At 54.6% G+C, this 14071-nt stretch carries 13 protein-coding genes; 8 read left to right on the top strand and 5 right to left on the bottom strand.

Translation table 11 applies throughout. The features are described from left to right. Positions 1-164: 164 nt before the first annotated feature. Positions 165-1415, bottom strand: a complete 1251-nt coding sequence (locus C7K08_RS03850; RefSeq protein WP_272867421.1) for an ammonium transporter — start codon at positions 1413-1415, stop codon at positions 165-167. Positions 1416-1541: 126 nt separating this feature from the next. On the opposite strand from C7K08_RS03850, the gene C7K08_RS03845 reads away from it, so the two are divergent. Then, complete coding sequence (locus tag C7K08_RS03845; RefSeq protein WP_106499327.1) at positions 1542-2435, top strand: transglutaminase-like domain-containing protein; 894 nt, start codon at positions 1542-1544, stop codon at positions 2433-2435. A gap of 41 nt (positions 2436-2476) precedes the next feature. Here the strand turns inward: C7K08_RS03845 and groL are convergent, their stop codons facing one another. Next, entirely contained in the window at positions 2477-4126 is a 1650-nt protein-coding gene (gene groL, locus C7K08_RS03840) for a chaperonin GroEL (protein WP_106499326.1), read from the bottom strand. A gap of 60 nt (positions 4127-4186) precedes the next feature. After that, positions 4187-4498 (bottom strand): co-chaperone GroES, encoded by a 312-nt coding sequence (gene groES, locus C7K08_RS03835; RefSeq protein WP_106499325.1) that lies wholly within the window; start codon positions 4496-4498, stop codon positions 4187-4189. A gap of 241 nt (positions 4499-4739) precedes the next feature. On the opposite strand from groES, the gene atpD reads away from it, so the two are divergent. Together atpD and atpC are read left to right on the top strand one after the other, a co-directional pair. Then, on the top strand, positions 4740-6206 hold the full coding sequence (gene atpD / locus C7K08_RS03830) for a F0F1 ATP synthase subunit beta (protein ID WP_106499337.1): 1467 nt from the start codon (positions 4740-4742) through the stop codon (positions 6204-6206). Between the two features lie 31 nt (positions 6207-6237). After that, positions 6238-6639, top strand: a complete 402-nt coding sequence (gene atpC, locus C7K08_RS03825) for an ATP synthase F1 subunit epsilon (RefSeq protein ID WP_106499324.1) — start codon at positions 6238-6240, stop codon at positions 6637-6639. A gap of 65 nt (positions 6640-6704) precedes the next feature. Here the strand turns inward: atpC and C7K08_RS03820 are convergent, their stop codons facing one another. After that, the gene (locus C7K08_RS03820) at positions 6705-7103 is read right to left on the bottom strand and encodes a 30S ribosomal protein PSRP-3 (protein ID WP_241537018.1); all 399 of its coding nucleotides are present in this window, start codon (positions 7101-7103) and stop codon (positions 6705-6707) included. 164 nt (positions 7104-7267) lie between these two features. On the opposite strand from C7K08_RS03820, the gene C7K08_RS03815 reads away from it, so the two are divergent. Then, positions 7268-8077, top strand: coding sequence for a TIGR01548 family HAD-type hydrolase (locus C7K08_RS03815; RefSeq protein ID WP_341272131.1), 810 nt, complete (start codon positions 7268-7270; stop codon positions 8075-8077). Positions 8078-8094: 17 nt separating this feature from the next. On the opposite strand, the gene C7K08_RS03810 is transcribed toward C7K08_RS03815, so the two are convergent. Further along, positions 8095-9411, bottom strand: a complete 1317-nt coding sequence (locus C7K08_RS03810; protein ID WP_106499322.1) for an aminopeptidase P N-terminal domain-containing protein — start codon at positions 9409-9411, stop codon at positions 8095-8097. A 34-nt stretch (positions 9412-9445) separates the two neighbouring features. Between C7K08_RS03810 and C7K08_RS03805 the strand changes: the two genes are divergently transcribed. Genes C7K08_RS03805 through C7K08_RS03790 form a run of 4 tightly spaced genes read left to right on the top strand, consistent with a single transcriptional unit; the run spans position 9446 to position 14067 of the window. Then, positions 9446-10486, top strand: a complete 1041-nt coding sequence (locus tag C7K08_RS03805) for a CNNM domain-containing protein (RefSeq protein ID WP_106499321.1) — start codon at positions 9446-9448, stop codon at positions 10484-10486. Further along, a complete protein-coding gene (locus C7K08_RS03800) occupies positions 10464-11783 on the top strand; it encodes a GTP-binding protein (protein WP_241537017.1) in 1320 nt (439 codons plus the stop codon). Before C7K08_RS03805 ends, C7K08_RS03800 begins: the two co-directional genes overlap by 23 nt. Further along, a complete protein-coding gene (locus tag C7K08_RS03795) occupies positions 11780-12391 on the top strand; it encodes a nicotinate-nucleotide adenylyltransferase (protein WP_106499320.1) in 612 nt (203 codons plus the stop codon). Before C7K08_RS03800 ends, C7K08_RS03795 begins: the two co-directional genes overlap by 4 nt. Next, positions 12376-14067 (top strand): NAD+ synthase, encoded by a 1692-nt coding sequence (locus C7K08_RS03790; protein ID WP_106499319.1) that lies wholly within the window; start codon positions 12376-12378, stop codon positions 14065-14067. The genes C7K08_RS03795 and C7K08_RS03790 overlap by 16 nt, the downstream gene beginning before the upstream one ends. Positions 14068-14071 lie beyond the last annotated feature (4 nt).

Here is a 14071-nt window from a genome sequence, read left to right as displayed (position 1 = left end):
AACATCGTAAGGGTGCAAATTTATTTTGCACGGTTGTTTTACCAGTTTTTGTTACTCGTCATCGCTGGGAAGCATTACTGCATAATCAATCCACCTATTTCCTGCGCAGCGCGCTTAGAGCAAAAGGAACCCGAATCATCACCACAGTTGGCTTCTATCTTTAATTAACCTGTTAACTCATTGTTATAAGCCTCTTCTCCATGGGAGCTCACATCTAAACCTTGGCGTTCCTGYTGATCWSCMACCCTTAGGGGAACGAATTGACGAATCAGGATTAACACCACATAGGTGCCAATCGCYACCCAAAGGATAGTGAACCCAGCTGCTTTTAACTGAATCMAAAGCTGGATTGGATTTCCAGCAAGTAATCCATTAGCCCCGSCAGGATTTAGTGTTTTCATCGCAAATATGCCTGTTAGCAAAATACCTAGCAAACCAGCTAATCCATGAACCGGTAAAACATCAAGGCTGTCGTCTAATTTTAAACGCGCTTTTAGCTGAAGCGCACTGTTGCATAGCCATGCGGCAAGGCCGCCAATAACCATTGCGGCAAGTGGGCTAACAAATCCAGCCGCTGGAGTGATTGCAACTAAGCCAGCCACTGCTCCGGTGGCGGCCCCCACGGCGGTGGGCTTGCCCCGCTGGACTGTGTCTATCAACATCCACACCAAAGCAGCTGTGGCACCAGCGGTGTTGGTTGTTATGCAGGCCAGGGCCGCCAGGTTTCCAGCAACAAGCCCGCTACCACCGTTGAAACCAAACCAACCAAACCAGAGCAAACCAGCACCAAGCAATATAAAAGTCACATTGTGGGGAGGTGCCACCTGCTGGGGGTAGGCCCGCCTGGCACCAACCACAACAGCTGCCACCAATGCCGCMACTCCCGAGGCCATTTCCACCACATAACCACCGGCAAAATCAAGGGCTCCCATGCCACCGCTAACGCCAAGAAAGCCCCCAGGCCCCCACACCATGTGGGCTAGCGGGATGTAAACAAAAGTGCTCCAAAGCAGCAGGAAAAGCAGCCAAGCCCTGAAATTCATCCGTTCCACCACCGCCCCAGACACCAGAGCGGGAGTGATGATTGCGAAAGTGAGCTGAAATAAGGCCACGGCCCCATGGCTTGGGCCCCCTTCAGTGATTGGCACCGACCAATTGGATAGCCCCGCCCAGGCAAAACCACCAATGAAAGGCGCTAATGGGCCCGATCCAGGCGAAAAAGCAAGGCTGTAGCCATAGAGCATCCARATAACGCTCACCACTGCCATGGCGCCGAAACTCATCATCAAGGTGTTGAGCACGTTGCGGCCGCGCACAAACCCCGCATAAAAAAGCCCCARGGCTGGGGTCATCARYAAMACAAGTGCYGCACAKATCAAGATGAARSCGTTRTTRGCYAGAGCKGMAGCAGACAAATTGTTTCCAGCGATCAATGTTCACGATGAACTTTTTCTCRGTTGGCTYATGTATCAATTAATACAAAAAGCATTTTTGGCGCACAACCTTGARCAGGAGGCGTATCCTTAAAGTTTCCATAACCAATGGTCTTTTTGTCCAGYCGCCGCAAATCTCCGCCCTGGGCAGCGATTTGCATCAGCCTGGCCACTGGCTGTGGCCTTACGGCCGGTTGGCTGGGGATAGTTGGCCAAGAGGAACACGATCTTTTCCGGCAAATCGTGAAGGTGGAGAGGCTTCAGCCCTATGAAGGGGTACCAACGAAAGCTCCTAAGCGCATTTCTAAACAAGCCTTCCTGRCAGAGCCCGAACCGGTGAGATTAATGAATGTGACCCACGAGCTCCTTAAAGATCGGGGGGTTGTTTTCAGCGGCATGAGCATCAGCCTCAAACACCGGCTATTACCTAGCGGATTAGATGCCCTAATGAGTGGTCAAGGTGCCTGCGGAGACTTCTCCTGGGTGCTAGCTGAGCTGTTGCAAKCCGCTGGTTACCGCACCCGAATCCTGCAATTTGCCTGCGGCCCCGACCGTTCYTGCCACACAGTGGTGGAAGTGCAGTTCAGAGGGAAATGGATYTTGCTCGACCCCGTTAACAACACAGTGTTCCATTCAAGAGATGGAACGCCAGCTTCATTAGCTGAAATCCGGAGCGATCTGCCCTTCTACAGAGCCCAAACAACACTGCTCTTTTACCGCAACAATGATCTGCAGCAGTTGATGTACACCAACTGGCGCAAGGATCCCCTGTTGATGCCTTCAATTCGCAACCTGCTCAACTTGTTGGGACTAGATCGCGACCAAAGCTTCTCCCTGCGGTCCCATTTCTTAAATAACAATCTCTGGGCTAGCAAGATGCTCGGCACCCTGGCGGGCATGCTTGCGCTAGCAGGAAGCTGGCGACTGGTGCGACAAATTCAGTGGGGTTTGCGGCCCATTGAAAACCATAAAAAAGGGAGGGTGCATGCCCTCCCTTATTAGATTCTTAAAAACGAACTCAAACCAATGATCTCTGATTGAGATTAGTAGTCGAAGTCGCCGCCCATGCCGCCCATRCCGCCGCCACCGCCACCGGCGGGTGCTGCGTCTTTCTTCTCAGGAAGATCAACCACGATGCACTCGGTGGTTAGCACCATGCCAGCGATAGACGCAGCATTTTGCAAACCGGAACGGGTCACCTTGGCGGGGTCGATGATGCCAGCAGCCAGCATGTCTACGTATTCGCCGGTTGCAGCGTTGTAACCCTCATTGAAGGGTTTGTGGCGGATGTTTTCAGCCACCACAGAACCATTGGCGCCTGCATTTTCTGCAATCCGCTTGAGCGGAGCATTAAGGGCAGAGGCAACGATTCGGGCACCGAGCAGTTCCTCACCGGAGAGGTTCTGTTGGGCCCATTCCTCRAGCACAGGGGCCAGGTGRGCCAATGTGGTGCCACCGCCGGGAACGATGCCTTCTTCAACGGCCGCTTTAGTGGCGTTGATGGCATCTTCTAGGCGCAGCTTTTTRTCCTTCATTTCGGTTTCGGTGGCGGCGCCAACCTTCACCACAGCCACACCGCCGGCCAGCTTGGCCAAACGCTCTTGCAGTTTTTCCTTGTCGTAGGTGGAATCGGTTTCATCCATCTGCTTACGGATCTGCTCGCAACGAGCTTTAACTGCCACCTCATTGCCCTCGGCAACGATGGTGGTGGTGTCTTTATTAATGGTGACGCGACGGGCGGTGCCGAGCATCTCGATTTTGGCGTTCTCAAGCTTGAGACCAGCGTCTTCAGTGATCAGTTGACCATTGGTGAGCACTGCCATGTCTTCAAGCATGGCCTTACGACGGTCGCCAAAACCAGGTGCCTTAACAGCAGCCACGTTCAGCACACCACGGAGGCGGTTTACAACGAGGGTKGCAAGGGCTTCCTTCTCGATGTCTTCAGCAATGATCAATAAAGGTTTGCCAGTGCGGGCGATTTGCTCGAGCACGGGCACCAGATCTTGCACCAAACCGATTTTTTTATCGGTAAGCAGGATGTAAGGCTCATCGAGCACAGCTTCCATKCGCTCGGTGTCGGTGGCGAAGTAAGGGGAGATGTAACCCTTATCAAAACGCATACCTTCGGTAACCTCCAATTCGGTGGTCATCGACTTGCCTTCCTCGAGGGAGATAACACCCTCCTTGCCAACTTTATCCATGGCATCGGCAATCATCTGACCCACTTCTTCGTCGTTGCCGGCGGAGATGGAACCAACTTGAGCGATGGCTTTGCTGTCGGTGATCGGTTTTGCCTGCTCYTCGATCTTCTTAACTAGAAAATCAGAAGCCTTTTCGATRCCACGCTTCAAGGTGATGGCATTKGAGCCAGCAGCCACGTTGCGCAAACCGGCTTTAACCATGGCATGGGCCAACACCGTGGCGGTGGTGGTGCCATCGCCTGCGGCATCATTGGTTTTGGATGCAGCCTGACGAATCARAGCTACGCCGGTGTTCTCGATGTGATCTTCGAGTTCGATCTCTTTGGCGATTGTTACACCGTCATTGATGATCTGGGGGGCGCCGAATTTCTTCTCGAGCACCACATTGCGGCCCTTGGGGCCGAGGGTTACAGCAACTGCCTCAGCAAGGATGTCGATGCCGCGTTCGAGGGCCCTACGGGCTTGCTCGTTATAAATAATGCGCTTGGCCATGGGTTAAGTACCTACGGATTGGAGTTAGTGGGAAAAAGCAAATAACTGAGGGCTGTTGCCTCAGGAAACAACTGCGAGAATGTCCTTTTCGCTRAGCAACACAAATTCGTCTCCACCGAGCTTGATGTCRGTGCCGGCGTATTTGGAATAGAGCACCTTGTCGCCAATGCTCACCTCAGGGGTTTGGCGGGTGCCGTCATCGTTGTGCTTACCGGGGCCCACCTGCACCACTTCACCCACTTGGGGCTTTTCTTGGGCGGTGTCTGGCAACAGGATGCCACCTGCGGTTTTTTCGTCGGAGGCGGAAACTTTGATAAAAATGCGGTCACCGAGGGGTTTCACGGTGGACACGCTGAGGGATACAGCAGCCATGACGTCTGGTTTTTTGTCTCAGGGCGTGGGGTTTGAGCAGAGGCGAAGGGCAATTAGCACTCGCACCGCTTGACTGCCAACTTAGTRGCGATAGCTGGTGGGACGCAATTGGGACAGCGGGACGGATCACCGAACCACTAACCGAACCACTGATCTGCGAGCCAAGCCGAGCTTGCGCCGCCCCGGTGGTAATGTTGCCCCGCCCGAAAGGCCTAGCCTTTCCGCCCTAACGCTTCAAACCATGGCCGCTGCAGCAACCGCCACAACCGGCGCCAAAGGAATCGTCCGCCAGGTAATTGGACCTGTGCTCGATGTTGAATTCCCCGCCGGCAAGTTGCCGCGCATYTTTAACGCCTTAGAAATCAAAGGCACCAATAGTGCTGGGCAAGCCATTGCCCTCACTGCAGAAGTTCAGCAATTGCTCGGCGACCATCGCGTAAGGGCAGTTGCCATGAGCACCACCGATGGCCTTGTGCGCGGCATGGAAGCCCTCGATACGGGCGCTTCGATTTCAGTGCCCGTTGGCGAAGCAACCCTGGGCAGGATTTTCAATGTTCTTGGCGAACCCGTWGACGAGCAAGGTCCTGTTGCCACAGACCTGAGATCTCCCATCCACAGGCAGGCYCCAAAACTCACCGATCTTGAAACCAAGCCCAAGGTTTTTGAAACCGGCATCAAAGTTATCGATCTGTTAGCCCCCTACCGCCAAGGCGGCAAGGTTGGCCTCTTCGGCGGTGCTGGGGTTGGTAAAACMGTGTTGATTCAGGAACTGATCAACAACATCGCKAAAGAGCACGGYGGCGTATCCGTATTTGGTGGTGTTGGCGAACGCACCCGCGAAGGMAACGACCTGTATCAAGAATTCAAAGATTCAGGCGTYATCAACGAAGAAGATCTGAGCAAATCGAAAGTAGCCCTCTGCTACGGCCAAATGAACGAGCCCCCAGGCGCTCGCATGCGGGTGGGCCTYTCAGCTCTCACCATGGCTGAACACTTCCGCGATGTGAACAARCAAGACGTGCTGCTGTTCATCGAYAATATTTTCCGTTTTGTRCAGGCCGGTTCAGAAGTGAGCGCCCTCTTGGGCCGCATGCCATCGGCCGTGGGTTACCAGCCCACCCTGGGCACCGACGTGGGCGAACTGCAGGAGCGCATTACCTCCACCCTCGAGGGTTCAATCACCTCGATTCAGGCGGTTTATGTACCAGCAGACGACCTCACCGATCCAGCCCCTGCCACCACCTTTGCCCACCTTGATGCCACCACGGTATTGAGCCGCGGCCTCGCTTCAAAGGGCATCTATCCAGCCGTGGATCCCCTGGATTCCACCAGCACCATGCTTCAACCAGCCGTGGTTGGAGATGAGCACTACCGCACGGCAAGGGCAGTGCAGTCCACCCTGCAGCGCTACAAAGAACTGCAAGACATCATYGCCATTCTTGGCCTTGATGAGCTTTCCGAGGAGGACCGTCGCACCGTTGATCGGGCCCGCAAGATTGAAAAATTCCTTTCCCAACCCTTCTTTGTGGCTGAGGTATTCACTGGTCAATCCGGTGAATACGTAAAACTTGCCGACACCATCAAGGGTTTCCAGATGATCTTGGCTGGTGAGCTAGATGATCTTCCCGAGCAAGCCTTCTACCTCGTTGGCAACATCGAGCAAGTGCGCGCTAAGGCCGAAAAGCTTCGTGCCCAATCCAAGGGTTGATCCCCGCTCCCATCCCTGAGGCTTAATTTCAATGCCCTTAACCCTGCGTGTGCTCTGCCCCGACCAGAGCGTGTTCGACGGCTCTGCCGATGAGGTAATCCTGCCCAGCACCACTGGTCAACTGGGGGTGCTGCCGGGCCATATTTCCCTGCTAACGGCCCTCGAGGTGGGAGTGCTTAGGCTACGGGAAGGTAGCCGCTGGACCTCCATTGCCTTGATGGGAGGTTTTGCCGAAGTGGAGGCAGATGAAGTAAATGTGCTGGTTAATGGAGCCGAACCAGCCAGTTCTATAAATGCAAGCACAGTTCAACAGGAACTGGAAGCWGCTCAACAGGCAGCAGCCAGCTTTGAAGGAAAAGCCAATAGCCCTGAAAAATTCAAAGCCAATCAGGCTTTCCAGATTGCAAAGGCAAGRCTACAAGCAACAAAGTAAAAAACAATAAATAGTAAACAAYAAAAAAYCCGGGCAGTTAATTTACTAACTGCCCGGGTTTTTTATCAGGCGGTACCGCAGAAAGTAACTTCAGGGAATTTCAGTTTCGCTTCATCCAAGCCCTTGCCTTTACCCTCTTCCTGCCAGTAGTTAATAACTTCAGTGGCCTTATTCAGGATTTCAACCCTTTCGTTTTCTGTTATCCAACTCTTAGATTCAATTACCCCCTTTAGGGTTTCCCATGCATCCTCCCGGGGCCAAAAGAAGTAAGCGGTGAGAGGGCTTGGGCCGCCACCAACTATTTGATCAACCGCCAAAGCAACGTTATCGGGCAACCAAAGGATTTTGAGCAAGAACCTCCCTTCATCGGCCTTTGGCGTATATCCAGAGGGCACCCCATCCGCATCAATTGTTGCCTTRGCCAGCACCGCATTGGCGCTCTTCATGCCGCTGGGCTTTTCAATAACCTCTTCAGCTRCAGCTTCAGGTGATGCCTCAGTTGTTGAAAGCTCAGTTGTTGGAAGAACGGCTGCCGGATTGGCTTCAGTGGTGTCGGGATCTGTCACGGTGATGGTTTCTAGGCTCAAAAGTTGAGGGGCAACAAACCTGACGCTGCAGGTAATCAACTATTTTACCAGCCACTCTCCTTGCTCCCATCGCCACCACCGCCCTACTGCTCTTCGACATAGATGGGGTAATCCGCGATGTTGGCGGCAGCTACCGCARGGCCTTAGCTGAAACCGTTCACCACTACAGCGGTTGGCGCCCTGAGCCCGATTGCATWGATGCCTTAAAAAGCGAAGGGGCCTGGAATAACGATTGGGATGCCAGCTTGGAATTGCTGCGTCGCAGCAACAGCCCGCTACCAACGCGACAAGAATTAATAGGCGTCTTTAGTGATTTTTACTTCGGCGGTGATCCCGATGGCCCAGCTCAACAGTGGCATGGCTTCATCGGCAGTGAGCCATTGCTGTTGGATGCTGATTTTTTTAAAGCCCTCAGCGCCGCAGGCCTGGTTTGGGGATTTGTTAGCGGAGCTGAACCCCCATCGGCCCGTTATGTGCTCGAACAACGCCTTGGCCTAATAAATCCACCACTGGTAGCCATGGGGGATGCCCCAGATAAACCCAATCCCCAGGGCTTAATCCAGCTAGCCAGCCAGCTTTTGRCTAGGCATGGCTGTAGCCCCCTAGGGCATGGGGCACCTCCGGTGGCCTACCTGGGCGACACCGTTGCCGATGTACGCACGCTGCTCAATGCCAAAAAGCTAGTTCCAAACCAGCGCTGGCTAAGTTTGGCCGTRGCACCACCCCATCTGCATTCAGCTGAAAACCAACTAGCCCGCAACAGCTATGGGCAARCACTTATGGMKGCAGGRGCTGATCGCCTACTGCTCCATCCCAGGGAAAGCCTCGAGGTGATGCTCGAGCTGAGCTAAACCATTTGARCTGAAAATYAGCCCTGTTTTTCCATATCGGCTGGTGCTTTGAGGGCAGCGGCTGTTAACACTTCACAACCGGTTGCCGTTACGGCAACGTCATCTTCTATRCGGATGCCAATACCTTTCCAGCGGCTTTCAATCTGGGGTTGTCCATCAGGCACCGGCAATCGATCGCTCACATACAAACCCGGCTCAACAGTTAGCACCATCGACTCCTCCAGCTCYACCGGATGTTCCCCCAAKCGATAGGCGCCCACATCGTGCACATCAAGGCCAAGCCAATGGCCAGTGCGGTGCATATAAAGATGGCGATAGGCACCCTGCTCGATCAAGCCATCCACATCACCTTTCAGCAAGCCAAGGCTGCGCAACCCAGYAACAAGGRCGCGCACTGCGGTTTCATGCACATGTTCAGCGCTGTTGCCAGGTTTCACCTGATCCACCGCAGCCWGTTGGGCTGATAAAACAACYTCGTAAAGGGCCCTTTGTTCAGGGCTAAAACGGCCATTGATCGGAAAGGTGCGGGTGATATCACCGTTGTAATGGTCTTGAAGGCTGCAACCGGCATCGATCAAAAGCAAATCACCAGCCTTCAAAACCGCAYTGTTGGCGGTGTAATGAAGGATGCAGGCGTTATCGCCGCCGGCCACGATCGAGGGATAGGCGCAGCCGCGACAGCCATTGGCAACAAAATGCTGCTCTATTAGGGCCCGCACCTGGGTTTCATTCATGCCAGGTTGCACCGCCAAACGTGCCAATTCATGGGCCTCGGCGCTGATGCGMGCAGCTTCCCGCAGCTGAACCAATTCCTCCGCTTCCTTACGCAGGCGCATGGAGTGCAAGATCGGGCAGGGGGCCACCAAGCGATCCGCTCCCTGSCCYCGCCTGGGGGCCCGATCAAGCTGCTGGGCCCAAGATTTCARCACCAAYGMTTCGATGGCCGCATGGCGCCCCACTCGAAAACAAAGRCCCTCTGCCCCCTCCAAATACTGGGGCAATAATTCAGCTAATTGCTCCAATGGATGGGCAAGATCAGCGCCAAAACGCCCTACCGCCCCATCAACGCCCCAACGGAAACCATCCCACACCTCAGCCAAGGGATCCTTAGCTGGCACAAACAAAACAAAAGGATTTTCAGGCCGGTGGGGCAAGAAAAGAGCCACTGCACCGGGCTCGTCAAATCCAGTGAGGTACCAAAAATCGCTGTCTTGTCGAAATGGAAATTCCACATCGGCATGGTGCCGYTGGGCCTCAGCCCCAGGGATTACCGCGGCCAGGCCGCCTAGGGCAGAAATGAACTTTTCACGCCGCTTGGCGTAGTTAATCGGCACAGTGAATCTGTCGCCCCTTGGGGCAGGCGGTTAAATGAGTGTGTCAGGTTGGCTCGCCCTTTGGGTTTCTGTGAGCGATTTCCTAGTTCTGGCTGGTTTGGTAGTGCTGGTGGTGGGTGGTTCTGCCCTTTSTTCYGSYGTGGARGCRGCACTGCTAACGGTGAACCCCCTGAGGGTTCACGACATGGTGGCCAAAGGGGTGCCTGGGGCATTGCTGCTGCAAAAGCTMAAAGGCCGACTGCCAAGAGTGCTGGCAACGGTGGTAATCGCCAATAACCTTTTCAATATTTTTGGCAGCCTCATGCTCGGYGGCTTTGCCGCTGTGGTTTTCAAAAACCAAAAGATGGGTGGAGAAGCCCTCACAATTTTTTCCTTTGCCCTCACCTTGGTGGTGATCCTGCTGGGCGAAATCCTGCCTAAGGCCCTGGGCACACGCATGGCTGTTTCCATCTCCCTAATCAGTGCCCCAGCCCTCGCCCTAATGGTGCGTCTAGGCACGCCATTAATACTTTTGYTGGAAACTTTGATGCCAGCCCTCACCGCCGAAAGTGAACTCACAACCGACGAAGAGGAAATTCGCCTACTGGCCAGGCTCGGTTCCCAAAAGGGTTTGATCGAAGCGGATGAGGCCGCGATGATCGCCAAGGTATTTCAATTAAACGACCTCACAGCAAGGGATTTAATGCTGCCAAGGGTGTCGGCCCCGAGTCTTAACGGCAATTGCCGCATCGAAGAGCTAAGGGACACCCTGTTAAGCCAGGAAGCGCCTTGGTGGGTGGTTTTAGGCGAAGAGGTGGATGAGGTTTTAGGKGTTGCAAGCCGCAATGAACTGCTTACCGCCTTGCTTCAAGGCCGCGGTAATGCCASTGCTGCAAGCCTGTCGCAACCTGTGGAATTTGTGCCKGAAATGATCCGAGCTGATCGACTGCTMACCAGTTTTCGGCGCCGCAGCGATTCTGTTCGCGTRGTGGTGGATGAATTCGGYGCCTTTGTGGGTTTGATTGGTGCCGATGCAGTGCTGGCTGTTTTAGCCGGCTGGTGGCGCCCCCGCCATGAAGCCAGCGGCAGCAGATGACGCACAAAAGATGACTCCCGAAAACCTTGCTGCCATCGCATCACCCCTCCAGCGTTGGCGTGCCCAACTGCAACTGAGTGGCCGTGAACAGGCCGTGCTTGGGCCCGAGCTGAGGAGCTTGGATAAACAATTGCAGCGSTTCAAGCAAGGCACCCTGCGGCTATCGGTGTTTGGCCGGGTTGGAGTGGGAAAAAGCAGCCTGCTCAATGCCCTACKAGGAGAAGCAAAATTTGCCACCGATGTGGCCCACGGCTGCACCCGGGAACAAAAAACAGCCCCCTGGCCCCAGCAAATCCCTGGATTGGGTTCCCTGTTACTTGTAGACACCCCAGGCATTGATGAAATTGCTGGCCCCGCCCGCCAACGGCTCGCCACCAAGGTGGCCAATGGCAGCGATTTGATTTTATTTGTGCTTGATGCCCATCTCACCAGCCCTGAATTAGAAGCGCTCCAGCTATTGCGGCGCAGTGGCAAACCGCTGTTTCTTGTGGCGAACGGGGCCGACCGTTGGAGCCCAGAGCAGCGCCACAGCCTCCAGCTTGCAATCAAACAGCGGGCGGGCAGGGAATTAGAGCTGGTTTGGGTTGCTGCTGCCCCCCGCCAGGCTGAATTGCTTGCCGATGGCAGGGTGCGCAGCAGGGAGCTTGCACCCCAGGTGGAAGCCTTRAAAATTCAGTTGCTTGATTTTCTGCAAAGTTATGGGCCATTGCTGTTAACGGTTAACAGCCTGCATCGGGCCGAGGGCTTTAGCCGTCATCTCYTRGAGCAGCGCCTTAAGCAAAGACAAAAAGCYGCCCAGAATCTGATCGGTCGTTTTGCCACCCTAAAAGCGGCTGGATTAGCGATTAATCCAATGGCAATGCTTGATCTTGCTGGCAGTGCAGCTGCTGATGGGGCCCTAGTGCTGCAGCTTTGCCAGCTCTATGAATTACCGCTCCACAGCCCTCAAACCAAAAAGCTGTTGCAACACATCGGCCAGAACAGTGCCCTAGTGGGGGGGGTGCAGTGGGGTTTACAGGGTTTATTGGGTTTGCTCAAACAGCTGCTTTTGCTGGCCGCCCCAGCCAGTGGTGGGCTCAGCCTTGCCCCTGCGGCACCTGTTGCCCTAGCCCAAGTGGCCCTAGCGGTTCATGGCACCCGTAGAACAGGGCGCGAAACCACTAAACAGTTGCTGCTGGCAGCCCACCGCGGCCGCAGTAGACCAGCMGCCCTGTTGCGGCGCCTTACGCAACTGGAACCAAAGGCAAATAGCTGGCTTATGCAGCATCCCCCCTGGTCCCCCAGTCCGCTGCCATGAGCAAAACGATTGCCCTGTTTGGCACCAGCGCCGATCCACCAACCGTTGGGCATCGAGCCGTGCTCGAAGGCCTAATCGAGCTATACCCGCTTGTTTGCACCTGGGCGAGCGAGAACCCCTTCAAGCAACACGGCGCTCCATTGGAGGTGCGCGCTGCCCTATTGGGGGCTGTAGTGCAGGAATTGTCTGCAAAACATCCGCCCAACAGTTTGCAATTGCGCCAGGATTTCAGCAGTAGCAGGGCYATTAACAGCTTGGAGATAGCCCGCGCCCAATTTCCAAGCCATGAAGCGGTAATGGTGGTGGGCAGCGATCTATTGGCTCAAATCCCCAGTTGGTATGCAGTTGAAAAATGGTTGCCCCAGTGCCAACTGGCGGTGGTTCCACGYTGCGGCTGGCCAGTGTTAGCAAGCCAATTGGCGCCACTTGAAAAACTAGGMGCGAAGCTCAGCCATCTGCCATTGCAGATTCCAGARTCCGCCAGCTCCAGTGTGCGGCGCCATCCCAACCCAGAACTGGTACCCGCCGCCCTCCTACCCCAACTGGTAGAGCAGAATCTGTATGGATTCACCGCTGCCGACCTTCCCTCCCCGTGCGGATCGCCCTGATCCAATGCAATCCCTTGATTGGGGATCTGGCCGGTAACCGCGCTGCATTGGCAACCCATTGCCTTGAGGCGATTGCYKCAGGGGCCAGCCTTGGCCTAGCGCCTGAATTAGTGCTTTGGGGGTATCCCCCCCGCGACYTGTTGCTGCGCTCGGCTTTGGTGGAGGAGCAGCAAAACCAACTCAATATTCTTGCCAGCAGMTTGCCCGCTGGGTTCAGCCTGTTAGCTGGGGTAGTTGAACCCGTTGCTGAGCATCTYTACAACGGAATGGCCCTGATTCAAAAAGATAAATGGCAGGTGGTAGCCCGCAAACAACTACTKCCCAACTACGACGTTTTTGATGAGCAGCGTTACTTTYTATGCGGTAATCAACCCTGCTGGATCAACATAAATGAACCAGAAACAAGTACTTCACTGCGTTTAGGGCTCACCCTCTGCGAAGACCTTTGGGTAGATGAAAAYCAAACCAACTGCAAACCAAATCCAATTACTGCATTAAAAAGTTTTAAGCCTCAGTTACTAATAAACCTTTCCGCTTCCCCCTACGGCCGCGGTAAACAACARCAGCGCCTAAAGCTGGCAGCAGCAGCAGCAGAGCAGCTGCAATGCCCGGTGATTTATGTGAATCAGGTGGGGGGCAACGACGAATTGATCTTTGATGGCAACAGTTTTGTGATGGCAACCTCTGGCGCCCTGGAACTGCAGCTTCCCTGCGCTCAAAGCTCAGTTCAATGCTGGGATAGCAACGCAAGTGCCACAGGTAGTTATTTAGAGATAACGCCAGCGCCAAGCACCAGTTCAGAACTTGAGGAGCTTTGGCAGGTTTTGGTGTTGGGTTTGCGCGACTACGCCCATAAATGTGGCTTTCGCRCTGCTCTTTTGGGCCTTAGCGGCGGGATTGATTCCGCCCTGGTGGCATGTTTAGCGGTGGCCGCCCTGGGGKCTGCCCAGGTGCGCAGCCTGCTGATGCCCTCCCCCTACAGCTCCGAAGGTTCAGTGAGTGATGCTGAGGCYTTRGCAAATCGCCTTGGCATAGCTCACAGCTTGGTGCCCATTGAAACCCTTATGGATGCCTACAACCAGGGCCTAACCCCTGCCCTTGGTGGCGCCCCCCAGGGCATCAGCGCTGAAAATTTGCAATCGCGCATCCGCGGCACGCTTTTGATGGCAATAGCAAATCAAGAGGGTCAATTACTGCTGGCAACAGGCAACAAATCTGAGTTGGCGGTGGGTTATTGCACCCTTTATGGCGACATGAATGGGGGCTTGGCCGTAATTGGTGATCTATTTAAAACGGATGTTTTTGCCTTGGCCGCTTGGTTAGATAGCCCCGCCAGCGCTGGGCAAAGAAAATTATCTGGCTTAACAAGTGAAGGCCCCCTGATCGGTGCAGCAATCCTGGAAAAAGCGCCAAGCGCCGAATTGCGCCCTGATCAAAAAGACAGCGATTCCTTGCCCGATTACCCCTTGCTCGACCCCTTGCTACGGGAGCTGGTGGAACACCATGCAAGCCCTGAACAGCTGATAAATTCAGGCCAAAACAAAGCTCTCGTAAACCATGTGTGGCAACTGTTGCGGCGGGCTGAGTTCAAACGCCGCCAAGCAGCACCGGTTTTAAAAGTGAGTAGCCGCTCCTTTGGCAGTGGTTGGCGCATGCCAATTGCCTCAGGTGGCTGAAATC

Origin of the sequence: Synechococcus lacustris str. Tous, from assembly GCF_003011125.1 — a bacterium.
GTDB lineage: Bacteria > Cyanobacteriota > Cyanobacteriia > PCC-6307 > Cyanobiaceae > Synechococcus_D > Synechococcus_D lacustris.
The sequence above is the reverse complement of the archived record's forward strand: the minus strand, read 5'-3'. Positions and strand labels throughout refer to the sequence as shown.